Source organism: Escherichia sp. E3659, from assembly GCF_005781135.1.
Taxonomy (GTDB): Bacteria; Pseudomonadota; Gammaproteobacteria; order Enterobacterales; family Enterobacteriaceae; genus Escherichia.
Map to the genome: position 1 here is coordinate 36,845 of NZ_VATQ01000009.1, position 16,173 is coordinate 53,017.

The window sequence follows — 16,173 nt, forward strand, 5'->3', positions numbered from 1 at the left end:
CTGGTGAATATGCGACACATTTTTCAACGATTTTTATCCCGACGGCTGTGGCTGGCGGGGTTGCCTTGTCTGGCGCTGCTGGGCTGCGTGCAGAATCACAATAAGCCAGCCATTAATGCACCAGTAGAAGAAAAAATCCCGGTTTATCAACTGGCTGATTATCTTCCTACTGAATGTAGCGACATCTGGGCGCTGCAAGGTAAATCAACTGAAACTAACCCGCTTTACTGGCTACGGGCGATGGATTGCGCCAACCGCTTAATGCCAGCACAGTCGCGTCAGGAAGCGCGCAAGTATGGTGATGGCAGCTGGCAAAATACCTTTAAGCAGGGGATTTTGCTTGCCGATGCCAAAATCACGCCTTTTGAGCGCCGCCAACTGGTCGCGCGCATTGATGCGTTAAGTACTGAGATCCCGGCGCAGGTTCGCCCGTTGTATCAACTCTGGCGCGACGGACAGGCGTTGCAACTGCAACTGGCGGAAGAGCGCCTACGTTACAGTAAACTCCAGCAATCCAGCGACAGCGAACTGGACGCCCTGCGCCAGCAGCAACACGTTCTACAGCAACAACTGGAACTAACCACCCGCAAGCTGGAGAACCTGACGGATATTGAACGTCAACTCTCGACTCGCAAACCGGCCGGAAATTTCCCACCGGACACGCCGCACGAGAGTGAAAAAAACGCGCCATCCACCAATGAGGTCACCCCTGATGAGCCATAAACCTGCGCATTTATTATTGGTCGATGACGATCCAGGATTACTGAAATTACTTGGCCTGCGCCTGACCAGCGAAGGCTACAGCGTGGTCACGGCAGAAAGTGGTGCCGAGGGGCTGCGGATACTGAATCGTGAAAAAGTGGATTTAGTCATCAGCGACCTGCGGATGGATGAAATGGATGGTATGCAACTGTTTGCTGAAATCCAGAAAGTGCAGCCAGGTATGCCGGTAATCATCCTCACCGCGCATGGCTCCATTCCCGATGCCGTTGCCGCGACACAGCAGGGCGTGTTTAGTTTCCTCACTAAGCCCGTCGATAAAGACGCGCTATATCAGGCAATTGACGATGCGCTGGAACAATCCGCGCCAGCCACCGACGAACGTTGGCGCGAGGCGATTGTCACTCGCAGCCCGCTGATGCTGCGTTTGCTGGAACAGGCCCGGCTGGTGGCGCAATCAGACGTTAGCGTTTTGATTAACGGTCAGAGCGGCACCGGGAAAGAGATTTTTGCCCAGGCTATCCACAACGCCAGCCCGCGTAACAGCAAGCCGTTTATTGCCATTAACTGTGGCGCATTGCCCGAGCAGTTGCTGGAGTCGGAGCTGTTTGGTCATGCGCGTGGCGCGTTTACTGGTGCCGTCAGCAATCGCGAAGGTTTATTCCAGGCGGCGGAAGGCGGTACGCTGTTTCTCGATGAGATTGGCGATATGCCAGCACCGTTGCAGGTCAAATTGCTGCGCGTATTGCAGGAGCGAAAAGTCCGTCCGCTGGGCAGTAACCGCGATATTGATATCGACGTGCGGATTATTTCTGCGACCCACCGCGACTTACCAAAAGCGATGGCGCGCGGGGAATTTCGCGAAGATCTCTATTACCGCCTCAATGTCGTCAGCCTTAAAATTCCGGCACTGGCGGAGCGCACGGAAGACATTCCGCTACTGGCAAACCACTTATTGCGCCAGGCGGCAGAGCGACATAAGCCGTTTGTCCGCGCGTTCTCCACCGATGCGATGAAACGCCTGATGACTGCCAGCTGGCCGGGAAATGTGCGCCAGTTGGTCAACGTGATTGAACAGTGCGTGGCGCTGACCTCATCTCCGGTGATTAGCGATGCATTAGTAGAGCAGGCGCTGGAGGGCGAAAACACGGCGCTGCCCACCTTTGTTGAGGCACGTAACCAGTTTGAACTCAATTACTTGCGCAAGTTGCTGCAAATCACCAAAGGCAACGTCACCCACGCGGCGAGAATGGCGGGGCGCAACCGGACAGAATTTTATAAACTGCTTTCCCGACACGAGCTGGATGCAAACGATTTCAAGGAATGAATCGGTGTAATGTGTTACGTTTAGCAGATCAAAAGACAGGCGACCTTTTCAAGGAATAGCATGAAAAAGATTGATGCGATTATTAAACCCTTCAAGCTGGACGATGTCCGTGAAGCACTGGCCGAAGTCGGTATTACCGGCATGACCGTGACCGAAGTGAAAGGCTTTGGGCGCCAGAAAGGCCACACTGAGCTGTATCGCGGTGCGGAATATATGGTGGATTTTCTGCCGAAGGTGAAAATTGAGATCGTCGTGCCGGACGACATTGTCGATATCTGCGTAGACACGATTATTCGTACGGCGCAAACCGGCAAAATTGGTGATGGTAAAATTTTCGTCTTCGACGTGGCACGGGTCATTCGTATCCGTACCGGCGAAGAGGACGACGCGGCGATTTAAACCGCGTCAAGGGTTGCCGGATGTCTCCATCCGGCAACATCAAATCACAGCACTTTATGCGGGCCAAAGCATTCGTAATGAATGTTTTCCTGCTTCACACCCAGGTCCACTAACTGTTTCGCGGCAAACTGCATGAAGCCAACCGGACCGCAGAGATAGAACTGCATGGCCGGATCGCTGAACGCACCTTCCAGTTTGCTCAAATCCATCAGACCTTCGCTATCAAACTGACCTTTAGCGCGATCGGCTTCGCTCGGCTGGCGATACCAGGTATGCGCGGTAAAGCGCGGCAGTGCTTGCCCCAGTTCCTTAACTTCATCAGCAAAGGCGTGAACATCGCCATTTTCTGCCGCGTGGAACCAGTTTACCTGGGCGTTATGGCCTGCTTTTGCCAGCGTATCGAGCATAGCCAGCATTGGCGTTTGCCCTACACCCGCAGAGATCAGTGTTACCGGCGTGTCATCTGTCACATCCATAAAGAAATCACCCGCCGGAGCTACCAGCTTCACGACATCGCCAACGTTGGCGTGATTGTGCAGCCAGTTGGATACCTGCCCGCCATCTTCGCGTTTCACCGCAATACGATAGCCTTTGCCATCAGGTTTACGAGTCAAAGAGTACTGACGAATTTCCTGATGCGGGAAACCCTCTGGTTTCAGCCAGACGCCGAGATATTGTCCCGGACGGTATTCTGCCACTGCGCCACCGTCGACCGGCTCCAGTTCGAAGCTGGTGATCAGTGCACTGCGCGGTGTTTTAGCCACAATGCGGAAATCGCGAGTACCTTCCCAGCCACCGGCTTTGCTGGCGTTTTCGTTATAGATTTCCGCCTCGCGACTGATAAATACATTAGCCAGTACGCCATAGGCTTTACCCCACGCGTCCAGCACTTCCTGGCCTGGGCTGAACATTTCGTCCAGCGTCGCCAACAGGTGTTCGCCGACGATGTTGTACTGTTCCGGTTTGATCTGGAAACTGGTGTGCTTCTGCGCGATTTTTTCTACCGCTGGCAGCAGCGCAGGCAGGTTTTCAATATTACTGGCGTAGGCGGCAATCGCGTTAAACAGGGCTTCACGTTGATCGCCATTACGCTGGTTACTCATGTTAAAAATTTCTTTGAGTTCTGGGTTATGAGTAAACATACGGTCGTAGAAATGGGCGGTTAACTTTGGCCCTGTTTCTACCAGTAAAGGGATGGTGGCTTTTACTGTAGCGATGGTTTGAGCGTCAAGCATATGGTCTTCCTTTTTTTGCATCTTAATTGATGTATCTCAAATGCATCTTATAAAAAATAGCCCTGCACTGTAAATGGTTCTTTTGGTGTTTTTCATCAAGAATGTGATGAAGTGAAAAATTTGCATCACAAACCTGAAAAGAAATCCGTTTCCGGTTGCAGGCCCTTTATTCTCCAAAGCCTTGCACAGCTTGAAGGTAATCGTTTGCGTAAATTCCTTTGTCAAGACCTGTTATCGCACAATGATTCGGTTATACTGTTCGCCGTTGTCCATCAGGACCGCCAAAATTAGGCGAAAAAATTTTATTGTTAGCTGAGTCAGGAGATGCGGATGTTAAAGCGTGAAATGAACATTGCCGATTATGATGCCGAACTGTGGCAGGCTATGGAGCAGGAAAAAGTACGTCAGGAAGAGCACATCGAACTGATCGCCTCCGAAAACTACACCAGCCCGCGCGTAATGCAGGCGCAGGGTTCTCAGCTGACCAACAAATATGCTGAAGGTTATCCGGGCAAGCGCTACTACGGCGGTTGCGAGTATGTTGATATCGTTGAACAACTGGCGATCGATCGTGCGAAAGAGCTGTTCGGCGCTGACTACGCTAACGTCCAGCCGCACTCCGGCTCCCAGGCTAACTTTGCGGTCTACACCGCGCTGCTGGAACCAGGTGATACCGTTCTGGGTATGAACCTGGCGCATGGCGGTCACCTGACTCACGGTTCTCCGGTTAACTTCTCCGGTAAACTGTACAACATCGTTCCTTACGGTATCGATGCTACCGGTCATATCGACTACGCCGATCTGGAAAAACAAGCCAAAGAACACAAGCCGAAAATGATTATCGGTGGTTTCTCTGCATATTCCGGCGTGGTTGACTGGGCGAAAATGCGTGAAATCGCTGACAGCATCGGTGCTTACCTGTTCGTTGATATGGCGCACGTTGCGGGTCTGGTTGCTGCTGGCGTCTACCCGAACCCGGTTCCTCATGCTCACGTTGTTACTACCACCACTCACAAAACCCTGGCGGGTCCGCGCGGCGGCCTGATCCTGGCGAAAGGCGGTAGCGAAGAACTGTACAAAAAACTGAACTCTGCCGTTTTCCCTGGTGGTCAGGGCGGTCCGTTGATGCACGTAATCGCCGGTAAAGCGGTTGCTCTGAAAGAAGCGATGGAGCCTGAGTTCAAAACTTACCAGCAGCAGGTCGCGAAAAACGCTAAAGCGATGGTGGAAGTGTTCCTGGAACGCGGCTACAAAGTGGTTTCCGGTGGTACTGATAACCACCTGTTCCTGGTTGATCTGGTTGATAAAAACCTGACTGGTAAAGAAGCTGACGCCGCTCTGGGCCGTGCCAACATCACCGTCAACAAAAACAGCGTACCAAACGATCCGAAGAGCCCGTTTGTAACTTCCGGTATTCGTGTAGGTACTCCGGCGATTACGCGTCGTGGCTTCAAAGAAGCAGAAGCGAAAGAACTGGCTGGCTGGATGTGTGACGTGCTGGACAGCATCAATGATGAAGCGGTTATCGAGCGCATCAAAGGTAAAGTGCTCGACATCTGCGCACGTTACCCGGTTTACGCATAAGCGAAACGGTGATTTGCTGACAATGTGCTCGTTGTTCATGCCGGATGCGGCATGAACGCCTTATCCGACCTACAAATTTTTGCAAATTCAATATATTGCAATATCCGTGTAGGCCTGATAAGCGTAGCGCATCAGGCAATTTTTCGTTTGTGATCATCAAGGCTTCCTTCGGGAAGCCTTGTTACGTTATCGCGCCATCAAATCTGTCGTAACTGCGCCTCAACATACAAATAGCCAATTCCCAGCACCTGTTGTGCGCGGCTTAATTGCCCGAAGCCAATTTGCGTCGCTTTCACGCTCGGTCCTTCGTCGCGGTCGAATGGGTTAAATCCTGTCTGGCGAATAATAGTATTAAGCCAGTTCTTGCCAAAGGCGCAGCTGCGACCATACAGCCAAATCTGATTAATATTGAGAATGTTGAGGAAGTTATACAGACTCAAGCCAATGGCGTTGGCACTGCGGTCAACCCAGCTGGTGACCCACGGTTCTCCACTCTGCCAGGCAGCGATTAATTGCGCGGTAGTCAGTTTTTCTGGATCAAGTTGAGTATTGCCAGGTTGTGATTTTAGCCATACTCGCGCCTGTTTTTTTAATGCGCTTAACGAGGCGACGGTTTCCAGGCAGCCATAACGTCCACAGTCGCAGGCAACGCCATCGGGATTCACAATGGTGTGACCAATCTGCCCGCTGCCATACAAACTGCCGCGATAAATTTGCTCGTTAATCACAAACGACGAACCAATGCCATAATCAACGTTGATCACGCAGAAATCCCGTCCCTGCGAATTATTTTGCCATTTCTCCGCCAGTGCCAGCATCACACAGTCATTATCGACCATCACCCGAATACCGAGCTTTTCTTCCAGCAGATACTTCACCTCAACTGGCGTTGTCCACGGCGCTTGCGGCATGGTTTGCGATACGCCGGTCACCGGATCAACCTGCCCGTGGATTGCCAGCGCCAGATTGATGGTGCGGCCCGGCCACAGTTTGCGATGACGATGCCAGCATTTTTCGATTTCGGACAGCAGTGCCTGCGGTGTCGGTGCATCAATCTGAAAATATTCAAATTCACCTTTCGGACTTAAACAAGCGTTAGCGACCTGGCACTCAATGCTGGTGGGCGTCACGTTCAGGCATAGCGTCCAGTCACCTTCCGGCGCAATCAGCCATGTGCCGCTGCTATGCCCACGCGTCTGGCTTTCATCGTCGATATTCACCACCCGCTTTTCGTTTTCCAGTTCCTGCAAAATATTACTGACCGCCGGAATTGAAATTTGCGCCAGCCGGGCCAGCGTCGACTTGTTGGCGCGCTTTTGCCGGTACAGCAGTTCCAGAATCACGCATTTGTTATGGTGGCGGATCTGTTGATTGTTAATGCAGGCTCTCATCTTCACTAAACCTTGTTTAGTTAATTGCGTGATTATTCCGCGAAAACATTGCCAGATTGTTCAATACACTGCCACAAATCTTTTAATTCAGTATGTCTTGTTAATATTGAGGGCACCATGACTCCAGTAAAAGTGTGGCAAGAGCGCGTTGAGATCCCGACCTATGAAACCGGGCCGCAGGATATACATCCCATGTTCCTGGAAAATCGCGTTTATCAGGGATCGTCCGGCGCGGTTTATCCCTATGGCGTGACCGATACGCTGAGTGAGCAGAAAACCCTGAAATCCTGGCAGGCGGTGTGGCTGGAAAACGACTACATCAAAGTGATGATCCTGCCGGAACTGGGCGGTCGCGTGCATCGCGCATGGGATAAAGTGAAACAGCGCGATTTTGTCTATCACAATGAAGTCATTAAGCCGGCGCTGGTGGGGCTGCTGGGGCCGTGGATTTCGGGCGGGATTGAGTTTAACTGGCCACAACACCATCGCCCGACCACCTTTATGCCCGTTGATTTCACCCTAGAAGCCCATGACGACGGCGCACAGACGGTGTGGGTCGGTGAAACGGAGCCGATGCACGGTTTACAGGTGATGACTGGTTTCACACTGCGCCCTGACCGGGCGGCGCTGGAAATCGCCAGCCGCGTCTATAACGGCAACGCCACGCCGCGTCATTTCTTGTGGTGGGCCAACCCGGCAGTGAAAGGTGGTGAAGGGCATCAGAGCGTTTTCCCGCCGGATGTGACTGCGGTGTTTGATCACGGCAAACGGGCTGTTTCAGCTTTCCCTATCGCTACTGGCACTTATTATAAAGTGGACTACTCCGCCGGAGTGGACATTTCTCGCTATAAAAATGTGCCTGTTCCAACCTCATATATGGCCGAAAAATCGCAGTACGATTTTGTCGGCGCGTGGTGTCACGATGAAGATGGCGGTTTGCTGCACGTTGCCAACCACCATATTGCGCCAGGTAAAAAACAGTGGAGTTGGGGACACAGTGAATTTGGCCAGGCGTGGGATAAGAGTCTGACCGACAATAACGGCCCGTATATCGAACTGATGACCGGTATTTTTGCCGATAACCAGCCCGATTTTACCTGGCTTGATGCTTACGAAGAGAAGCGTTTCGAGCAGTATTTCCTGCCTTATCATTCTCTGGGCATGGTGCAAAATGCCTCCCGCGATGCGGTGATAAAACTCCAGCGTAGCGAGCGGGGGATTGAGTGGGGGCTGTATGCCATCTCCCCGTTGAAAGGATACCGTCTGGCAATCCGCGAAATCGGCAAATGCAACGCGTTGCTCGATGATGCCGTGGCCCTGACACCAGCGACCGCCATCCAGGGCGTGTTGCACGGTATCAATCCTGACAGATTGACCATTGAACTCTCCGATGCCGACGGCAATATTGTACTGAGTTATCAGGAACATCAGCCGCAGGAGTTGCCGTTGCCGGACGTCGCCAAAGCGCCACTGGCAGCACAAGACATTGCCAGTACAGATGAAGCCTGGTTTATCGGTCAGCATCTGGAGCAATATCATCACGCCAGTCGTTCACCGTTCGATTACTACCTGCGCGGCGTGGCGCTGGACCCGCTGGATTATCGCTGTAACCTGGCGCTGGCGATGCTGGAATATAACCGTGCCGATTTCCCGCAAGCGGTGGTGTATGCCAGTCAGGCGCTGAAACGCGCACATGCGCTGAACAAAAACCCGCAGTGTGGACAGGCCAGTTTGATTCGCGCCAGTGCTTACGAACGTCAGGGACAATATCAACAAGCCGAAGAGGATTTCTGGCGGGCGGTATGGAGCGGGAACAGTAAAGCGGGTGGATATTATGGTCTGGCACGCCTGGCGGCGCGTAATGGTAACTTCGACGCTGGTCTGGATTTTTGCCAACAAAGTCTTCGCGCCTGCCCAACCAACCAGGAAGTGCTTTGCCTGCATAACCTGCTGCTGGTGTTAAGTGGTCGTCAGGACAACGCGCGTTTGCAGCGCGAGAAACTGCTGCGTGATTATCCGCTGAACGCCACTCTGTGGTGGCTGAACTGGTTCGATGGTCGTAGCGAATCAGCCCTCGCGCAGTGGCGCGGTCTGTGTCAGGGACGCGACGTTAACGCCCTGATGACCGCCGGGCAACTGATTAACTGGGGCATGCCCGCCCTGGCGGCAGAGATGCTGAACGCACTGGACTGTCAGCGCACGCTGCCACTTTACCTGCAAGCCAGCTTGCTGCCGAAAGCCGAACGCGGCGAACTGGTCGCAAAAGCCATTGATGTCTTCCCGCAGTTTGTCCGTTTCCCGAATACGCTGGAAGAAGTGGCGGCGCTGGAGAGTATTGAAGAGTGCTGGTTTGCCCGTCATTTTCTGGCCTGCTTCTACTACAACAAGCGTAGCTACAACAAAGCCATTACTTTATGGCAGCGTTGCGTAGAGATGTCACCGGAGTTTGCCGACGGCTGGCGCGGGCTGGCGATCCATGCGTGGAATAAGCAACACGATTATGAGCTGGCCGCGCGCTATCTTGATAATGCTTATCAGCTTGCGCCGCAGGATGCACGTCTGCTTTTCGAACGGGATTTGCTGGATAAGTTAAGCGGAGCCACACCGGAGAAACGACTGGCGCGTCTGGAAAATAATCTGGAAATTGCGCTGAAACGCGACGATATGACCGCAGAACTGCTCAATTTGTGGCATCTCACAGGTCAGGCCGACAAAGCGGCGGACATTCTCGCTACGCGCAAATTCCACCCGTGGGAAGGCGGGGAAGGGAAGGTCACCAGTCAGTTTATCCTTAACCAATTGTTACGCGCCTGGCAGCATCTTGATGCCAGACAGCCGCAGCAGGCCAGCGAACTGCTTCATGCCGCGTTGCATTATCCGGAGAATTTAAGCGAAGGCCGTTTACCGGGGCAAACTGACAACGACATCTGGTTCTGGCAGGCGATATGCGCCAAAGCCCTGGGCGATGAAACTGAAGCGACGCGTTGTTTACGTCTGGCGGCGACTGGCGATCGCACCATTAACATCCACAGTTATTACAACGATCAGCCGGTTGATTATCTCTTCTGGCAAGGAATGGCGCTGCGACTGCTGGGCGAACAACACACCGCACAGCAACTGTTTAGTGAAATGAAACTGTGGGCGCAAGAGATGGCGAAAACCAGTATCGAAGCGGATTTCTTTGCCGTCTCGCAACCTGACTTGTTGTCGCTGTATGGCGATTTACAACAGCAGCATAAAGAAAAATGCCTGATGGTGGCGATGCTGGCGGCCGCGGGACTAGGCGAGATTGCGCAATATGAATCTGCTCGCGCTGAATTGACTGCGATTAATCCAGCCTGGCCGAAAGCGGCATTATTCACCACCGTGATGCCTTTTATTTTTAACCGCGTTCACTAAACCCTATTAACTGTAATATTTGAGCGGCACGCGCTGCCGCTCACGCTCAAATAATTAAAATAAGCCGTTGTAAATAAAAACCCTACAGGAGGCACTATGCCTAAAAAAATGAGAACAACCCGTAATCTATTATTAATGGCTACGCTATTAGGTAGCGCACTATTTGCCAACGCTGCGGATAAAGAAATGACCATTGGCGCAATATACCTTGATACCCAGGGATATTACGCTGGAGTGCGTCAGGGCGTTCAGGATGCGGCAAAAGATTCTTCAGTACAGGTACAGTTAATTGAAACTAACGCCCAGGGCGATATTTCGAAAGAAAGTACTTTTGTAGATACCCTCGTGGCGCGTAATGTCGATGCCATTATTTTATCGGCAGTGTCTGAAAATGGCAGTAGCCGTACCGTTCGTCGCGCCAGTGAAGCGGGTATTCCGGTGATTTGCTACAACACCTGTATTAATCAAAAGGGTGTCGATAAATATGTCTCGGCGTATCTGGTCGGCGATCCGCTGGAATTTGGTAAAAAACTGGGTAACGCTGCCGCCGATTATTTTATTGCCAACAAAATTGACCAGCCGAAAATTGCCGTCATCAATTGTGAAGCCTTTGAAGTTTGTGTGCAACGACGTAAAGGGTTTGAAGAAGTATTAAAAGCCCGCGTTCCCGGCGCGCAAATTGTCGCTAATCAGGAAGGGACTGTTTTAGATAAAGCGATTTCTGTCGGTGAAAAACTGATTATCTCCACGCCAGATCTCAACGCCATTATGGGGGAATCGGGCGGAGCGACACTTGGTGCGGTAAAAGCGGTACGCAATCAAAATCAGGCCGGAAAAATTGCCGTTTTCGGTTCGGACATGACCACTGAAATTGCTCAGGAGCTGGAAAACAACCAGGTGCTGAAAGCGGTAGTGGATATTTCCGGTAAGAAAATGGGCAATGCTGTTTTCGCGCAAACATTGAAGGTTATCAATAAACAAGCCGACGGTGAAAAAGTGATTCAGGTGCCAATCGATCTCTATACCAAAACTGAAGACGGTAAACAGTGGCTGGCAACGCACGTTGATGGTCTGCCCTAATCGCTGATTCGCAGAGGTCCCTATGTTCACGGCAACAGAGGCAGTCCCGGTAGCAAAAGTGGTGGCAGGAAATAAGCGTTACCCCGGCGTCGTTGCGCTGGATAACGTTAACTTCACGCTCAATAAAGGCGAAGTTCGCGCGCTGTTAGGCAAAAACGGTGCGGGAAAATCGACCCTCATTCGAATGCTTACCGGTAGCGAACGCCCGGATAGCGGTGATATCTGGATTGGCGAGACGCGACTGGAAGGTGACGAAGCTACGCTGACTCGCCGTGCCGCTGAACTGGGGGTACGCGCGGTTTATCAGGAATTAAGTCTGGTGGAAGGGCTGACGGTGGCAGAAAACCTCTGTCTTGGTCAATGGCCTCGCCGCAACGGCATGATTGATTACCTGCAAATGGCGCAGGATGCCCAACGTTGCTTACAGGCGCTGGGCGTTGACGTTAGTCCTGAACAACTTGTTTCAACGCTAAGCCCGGCGCAAAAGCAACTGGTGGAAATTGCGCGGGTGATGAAGGGCGAGCCGCGCGTGGTCATCCTTGATGAACCCACCAGCTCGCTTGCCAGTGCGGAAGTTGAACTGGTGATCAGCGCTGTGAAAAAAATGTCGGCACTGGGCGTGGCGGTGATTTACGTCAGCCACAGGATGGAGGAAATCCGCCGTATCGCTTCCTGTGCCACCGTCATGCGCGACGGGCAGGTGGCGGGCGATGTGATGCTCGAAAACACCTCAACTCGCCATATTGTGTCGTTGATGCTCGGGCGCGATCACGTTGATATTGCACCGGTTGCAGCTCAGGAGATTGCGGACCAGACCGTACTGGAAGTTCGCGCGTTACGCCACAGACCCAAACTTACAGAGATCAGTTTTTCCCTGCGTCGTGGCGAAGTGCTCGGCATTGCTGGCTTGCTGGGGGCAGGGCGTAGTGAATTGCTGAAAGCGATAGTTGGGCTGGAAGCGTATGAACAGGGCGAAATTGTTATCAACGGCGAGAAAATCACGCGCCCTGATTACGGCGACATGCTGAAACGCGGCATTGGCTATACGCCAGAAAACCGCAAAGAAGCGGGGATCATTCCCTGGCTGGGCGTTGACGAAAATACAGTGCTGACCAATCGGCAAAAAATCAGCACCAACGGCGTACTGCAATGGTCCACCATCCGCCGCCTGACCGAAGAGGTGATGCAGCGGATGACGGTCAAGGCTGCCAGTAGCGAAACACCCATCGGCACGCTTTCTGGCGGCAATCAGCAAAAAGTGGTGATCGGTCGTTGGGTCTATGCCGCCAGCCAGATTTTGTTGCTCGACGAGCCAACGCGCGGCGTCGATATCGAAGCCAAACAGCAGATTTACCGCATTGTCCGCGAGCTGGCTGCCGAAGGAAAAAGCGTGGTGTTTATCTCCAGTGAAGTGGAGGAGTTACCGCTGGTGTGCGACCGCATTCTGTTGTTACAGCACGGTACGTTCTCGCAGGAGTTTCACTCTCCGGTCAATGTGGATGAGCTGATGTCCGCCATTCTGTCTGTGCACTGATGAATTTTACCGAGGAACCTGAAGATGTCTGCTTCGTCATTACCATTGCCGCAGGGCAAGAGCGTCTCGCTCAAACAATTTGTCAGTCGCCATATTAATGAGATCGGTTTGCTGGTGGTGATTGCCATTTTGTATCTGGTCTTCTCCCTGAACGCGCCTGGCTTTATCTCATTGAATAACCAAATGAACGTGCTGCGCGATGCCGCCACCATTGGGATCGCCGCCTGGGCGATGACGCTGATTATTATCTCCGGGGAAATTGATGTCAGCGTTGGGCCGATGGTGGCTTTTGTCTCGGTGTGCCTGGCATTTTTGCTGCAATTTGAAGTTCCGCTGGCGATTGCTTGTCTGCTGGTGTTGCTGTTAGGCGCGCTGATGGGAACGCTGGCCGGGGTGCTGCGCGGTGTGTTTAACGTACCAAGTTTCGTTGCCACGCTGGGGCTGTGGAGCGCCCTGCGCGGAATGGGGCTGTTTATGACTAACGCCCTGCCAGTGCCGATTGACGAAAACGAGGTACTGGACTGGCTGGGTGGACAATTTCTCGGAGTGCCGGTATCCGCGCTGATCATGATGGTGTTGTTTGCGCTGTTTGTGTTCATCAGTCGTAAAACCGCTTTCGGGCGCTCGGTTTTTGCCGTTGGCGGTAATGCTACGGCGGCGCAGTTGTGCGGCATCAACGTTCGTCGGGTGCGCATTCTTATCTTTACCCTTTCGGGATTATTAGCGGCGGTGACTGGCATTTTGCTGGCGGCGCGCCTCGGTTCTGGTAACGCAGGTGCGGCAAACGGTCTGGAGTTTGACGTCATCGCCGCGGTCGTGGTCGGCGGTACGGCACTTTCCGGCGGTCGCGGTTCCCTGTTCGGTACATTGCTTGGTGTGCTGGTGATTACGCTAATCGGTAACGGTCTGGTATTGCTCGGGATTAACTCCTTTTTCCAGCAGGTGGTACGCGGCGTCATTATCGTGGTGGCGGTGCTGGCGAATATCTTGCTGACCCAGCGAAGCAGTAAAGCGAAACGCTAAACCTTAACGCCCCTGGCGCGGGTGCGGCAGGGATGAAAATTAATCGTATTGTTAATGAGGGATTTATGAAAACGATGCTGGCAGCTTATTTACCAGGAAATTCGACCGTCGATCTGCGGGAAGTTGCGGTGCCGACGCCGGGGATTAACCAGGTACTGATCAAAATGAAATCCTCCGGGATTTGCGGAAGCGATGTCCACTATATCTACCATCAACACCGCGCCACGGCGGCGGCGCCCGATAAACCGTTATACCAGGGCTTTATCAACGGTCATGAGCCGTGCGGGCAAATTGTGGCGATGGGGCAAGGCTGTCGCCATTTTAAAGAGGGTGATCGCGTGCTGGTGTATCACATTTCTGGCTGTGGTTTTTGCCCGAACTGCCGCCGCGGCTTTCCTATCTCTTGTACTGGCAAAGGAAAAGCGGCTTACGGCTGGCAGCGTGACGGCGGTCATGCCGAATATCTGCTGGCGGAAGAAAAAGATCTGATCCTCCTGCCGGATGCGCTGAGCTACGAAGATGGTGCGTTTATCAGTTGCGGCGTTGGCACGGCCTATGAAGGGATTTTGCGCGGCGAAGTTTCCGGCAGCGATAACGTGCTGGTGGTCGGTCTGGGGCCGGTCGGCATGATGGCGATGATGCTGGCGAAAGGTCGTGGTGCAAAAAGGATCATTGGCGTTGATATGCTGCCGGAACGTCTGGCGATGGCGAAACAGTTAGGGGTGATGGATCACGGCTATTTAGCGACCACCGAAGGTCTGCCGCAGATAATTGCTGAACTTACCCACGGTGGCGCGGATGTTGCTCTTGATTGTTCTGGTAATGCCGCAGGTCGCTTGCTGGCACTGCAATCCACTGCTGACTGGGGGCGGGTGGTTTACATTGGTGAAACCGGAAAAGTGGAATTCGAGGTCAGCGCCGATCTGATGCACCATCAACGGCGGATTATCGGCTCCTGGGTGACCAGTCTGTTCCATATGGAAAAATGCGCCCACGATTTGACTGACTGGAAACTGTGGCCGCGTAATGCTATTACCCACCGCTTCACGCTGGAACAGGCTGGAGATGCCTATGCGCTGATGGCGAGCGGCAAATGCGGGAAAGTTGTGATTAATTTCCCGGATTAAGGAGTTAGCGGATGACCATCTATACCTTATCTCACGGGCCGCTAAAGCTGGACGTTTCTGACCAGGGGGGCGTAATCGAAGGCTTCTGGCGTGACACGACGCCGCTCTTACGTCCCGGTAAAAAAAGCGGTGTGGCAACCGATGCCTCTTGTTTTCCGTTGGTGCCATTTGCAAACCGGGTGAGCGGCAACCGTTTTGTCTGGCAGGGGCGTGAGTATCAACTGCAACCGAATGTTGAGTGGGATGCGCACTATCTACACGGCGATGGCTGGTTGGGCGAGTGGCAATGTGTCTCGCACAGCGATGATAGTTTGTGTCTGGTGTATGAACATCGCAGCGGTGTCTATCACTATCGGGTAAGTCAGGCGTTTCATTTAACGGCGGATACGCTGACGGTGACGCTCGCTGTCACCAATCAAGGGGCAGAGACGCTGCCATTTGGTACCGGCTGGCATCCTTATTTTCCGTTGTCGCCGCAAGCGCGGATTCAGGCACAGGCGAGCGGTTACTGGCTGGAGCGGGAGCAGTGGCTGGCGGGTGAGTTTTGCGAGCAGCTACCGCAGGAACTGGATTTCAACCAGCTCGCGCCGTTGCCGCGCCAGTGGGTGAACAATGGTTTTGCCGGATGGAATGGTCAGGCCCGCATCGAGCAGCCGCAGGAGGGTTACGCCGTCATCATGGAAACGACGCCGCCTGCGCCGTGCTATTTCATCTTTGTCTCCGATCCCGCGTTTGATAAAGGGTATGCGTTTGATTTCTTCTGTCTGGAGCCGATGAGCCATGCGCCGGATGACCATCATCGCCCGGAAGGGGGTGACCTCATTGCGCTTGCGCCGGGGGAATCAACAACCTCAGAGATGTCGTTGCGGGTAGAGTGGCTGTAATTTATAAAATGCCGGATAAGGCGTTCACGCCGCATCCGGCATCTTTCCTAACGCCGATCGAGAGAAATTGCCCCCGGCCCGGTAATTGCCAGCAGCAGGAATGCGCCAGCAATGCTGATATTCTTCCAGAAATTAATCATATTTGGCCCAACCGCATCGCCAGTCATATCCCAGTAATGATGACCAATCACCGCAGTTCCCAGCGTGTAGAAAATAAACAGCACCGCCAGCGGACGGGTGAAAAAGCCAAGTATGATTAATATCGCGGCGGGTACTTCCATAATCACCGCAATAACTGCCGCCAGCATCGGCATCGGTGCGCCCAGCGAGGCCATATATTGTACCGTTCCGTCAAAGCCCATCATTTTGGGAAAACCAAAAATAATGAAAATTAAGATGACGGCGATACGGGCAATTAATAACAAAACGGGGCGGGCAGCACCAAAATCAAAATAACGTAGTGAGTTCAT

At 53.0% G+C, this 16,173-nt stretch carries 13 protein-coding genes; 10 read left to right on the forward strand and 3 right to left on the reverse strand.

The window, feature by feature from the left end; translation table 11 throughout:
• The first annotated feature begins 9 nt into the window (after positions 1–9).
• Genes qseG through glnB form a run of 3 tightly spaced genes read left to right on the forward strand, consistent with a single transcriptional unit; the run spans position 10 to position 2,446 of the window.
• Entirely contained in the window at positions 10–723 is a 714-nt protein-coding gene (qseG, locus tag FEK47_RS09750) for a two-component system QseEF-associated lipoprotein QseG (RefSeq protein WP_135404514.1), read from the forward strand.
• A complete protein-coding gene (gene glrR / locus FEK47_RS09755) occupies positions 713–2,047 on the forward strand; it encodes a two-component system response regulator GlrR (protein WP_064526171.1) in 1,335 nt (444 codons plus the stop codon). Before qseG ends, glrR begins: the two co-directional genes overlap by 11 nt.
• 60 nt (positions 2,048–2,107) lie before the next feature.
• Complete coding sequence (glnB, locus tag FEK47_RS09760) at positions 2,108–2,446, forward strand: nitrogen regulatory protein P-II (protein ID WP_000717691.1); 339 nt, start codon at positions 2,108–2,110, stop codon at positions 2,444–2,446.
• A 44-nt stretch (positions 2,447–2,490) separates the two neighbouring features.
• On the opposite strand, the gene hmpA is transcribed toward glnB, so the two are convergent.
• Complete coding sequence (hmpA, locus tag FEK47_RS09765) at positions 2,491–3,681, reverse strand: NO-inducible flavohemoprotein (protein ID WP_135486942.1); 1,191 nt, start codon at positions 3,679–3,681, stop codon at positions 2,491–2,493.
• 330 nt (positions 3,682–4,011) lie between these two features.
• Here hmpA and glyA point away from each other — a divergent pair, with 330 nt between their 5' ends.
• Entirely contained in the window at positions 4,012–5,265 is a 1,254-nt protein-coding gene (glyA, locus tag FEK47_RS09770; RefSeq protein WP_000919159.1) for a serine hydroxymethyltransferase, read from the forward strand.
• A 197-nt stretch (positions 5,266–5,462) separates the two neighbouring features.
• On the opposite strand, the gene FEK47_RS09775 is transcribed toward glyA, so the two are convergent.
• Positions 5,463–6,656 (reverse strand): ROK family protein, encoded by a 1,194-nt coding sequence (locus tag FEK47_RS09775; protein WP_135486941.1) that lies wholly within the window; start codon positions 6,654–6,656, stop codon positions 5,463–5,465.
• 117 nt (positions 6,657–6,773) lie between these two features.
• Here FEK47_RS09775 and FEK47_RS09780 point away from each other — a divergent pair, with 117 nt between their 5' ends.
• The 6 genes from FEK47_RS09780 (at position 6,774) to FEK47_RS09805 (ending at position 15,703) form a co-directional block, all read left to right on the forward strand.
• Positions 6,774–10,055 (forward strand): DUF5107 domain-containing protein, encoded by a 3,282-nt coding sequence (locus FEK47_RS09780; protein ID WP_135486940.1) that lies wholly within the window; start codon positions 6,774–6,776, stop codon positions 10,053–10,055.
• 96 nt (positions 10,056–10,151) lie between these two features.
• On the forward strand, positions 10,152–11,135 hold the full coding sequence (locus FEK47_RS09785) for a substrate-binding domain-containing protein (protein ID WP_105268353.1): 984 nt from the start codon (positions 10,152–10,154) through the stop codon (positions 11,133–11,135).
• A gap of 22 nt (positions 11,136–11,157) precedes the next feature.
• The gene (locus FEK47_RS09790; protein WP_135486939.1) at positions 11,158–12,669 is read left to right on the forward strand and encodes a sugar ABC transporter ATP-binding protein; all 1,512 of its coding nucleotides are present in this window, start codon (positions 11,158–11,160) and stop codon (positions 12,667–12,669) included.
• Positions 12,670–12,693: 24 nt separating this feature from the next.
• Positions 12,694–13,692, forward strand: a complete 999-nt coding sequence (locus FEK47_RS09795) for an ABC transporter permease (protein ID WP_001276664.1) — start codon at positions 12,694–12,696, stop codon at positions 13,690–13,692.
• A 32-nt stretch (positions 13,693–13,724) separates the two neighbouring features.
• Entirely contained in the window at positions 13,725–14,819 is a 1,095-nt protein-coding gene (locus tag FEK47_RS09800; RefSeq protein WP_000700812.1) for a zinc-binding dehydrogenase, read from the forward strand.
• Positions 14,820–14,830: 11 nt separating this feature from the next.
• Entirely contained in the window at positions 14,831–15,703 is an 873-nt protein-coding gene (locus tag FEK47_RS09805; protein WP_135486938.1) for an aldose 1-epimerase, read from the forward strand.
• 47 nt (positions 15,704–15,750) lie between these two features.
• On the opposite strand, the gene FEK47_RS09810 is transcribed toward FEK47_RS09805, so the two are convergent.
• Positions 15,751–16,173: a DoxX family protein gene (locus FEK47_RS09810; protein WP_001087245.1), complete on the reverse strand. Its 423-nt coding sequence runs from the start codon at positions 16,171–16,173 to the stop codon at positions 15,751–15,753.

Excerpts from the sequence above, each read along its gene's own strand:
- FEK47_RS09800 (WP_000700812.1), top strand. The coding sequence starts at position 13,725 with ATGAAAATTAATCGTATTGTTAATGAGGGATTTATGAAAACGATGCTG.
- glyA (WP_000919159.1), top strand. The coding sequence starts at position 4,012 with ATGTTAAAGCGTGAAATGAACATTGCCGATTATGATGCCGAACTGTGG.
- FEK47_RS09810 (WP_001087245.1), bottom strand. The coding sequence starts at position 16,173 with ATGAACTCACTACGTTATTTTGATTTTGGTGCTGCCCGCCCCGTTTTG.
- glrR (WP_064526171.1), top strand. The coding sequence starts at position 713 with ATGAGCCATAAACCTGCGCATTTATTATTGGTCGATGACGATCCAGGA.
- qseG (WP_135404514.1), top strand. The coding sequence starts at position 10 with ATGCGACACATTTTTCAACGATTTTTATCCCGACGGCTGTGGCTGGCG.
- FEK47_RS09795 (WP_001276664.1), top strand. The coding sequence starts at position 12,694 with ATGTCTGCTTCGTCATTACCATTGCCGCAGGGCAAGAGCGTCTCGCTC.
- FEK47_RS09775 (WP_135486941.1), bottom strand. The coding sequence starts at position 6,656 with ATGAGAGCCTGCATTAACAATCAACAGATCCGCCACCATAACAAATGC.
- FEK47_RS09780 (WP_135486940.1), top strand. The coding sequence starts at position 6,774 with ATGACTCCAGTAAAAGTGTGGCAAGAGCGCGTTGAGATCCCGACCTAT.
- glnB (WP_000717691.1), top strand. The coding sequence starts at position 2,108 with ATGAAAAAGATTGATGCGATTATTAAACCCTTCAAGCTGGACGATGTC.
- FEK47_RS09805 (WP_135486938.1), top strand. The coding sequence starts at position 14,831 with ATGACCATCTATACCTTATCTCACGGGCCGCTAAAGCTGGACGTTTCT.
- hmpA (WP_135486942.1), bottom strand. The coding sequence starts at position 3,681 with ATGCTTGACGCTCAAACCATCGCTACAGTAAAAGCCACCATCCCTTTA.
- FEK47_RS09790 (WP_135486939.1), top strand. The coding sequence starts at position 11,158 with ATGTTCACGGCAACAGAGGCAGTCCCGGTAGCAAAAGTGGTGGCAGGA.
- FEK47_RS09785 (WP_105268353.1), top strand. The coding sequence starts at position 10,152 with ATGCCTAAAAAAATGAGAACAACCCGTAATCTATTATTAATGGCTACG.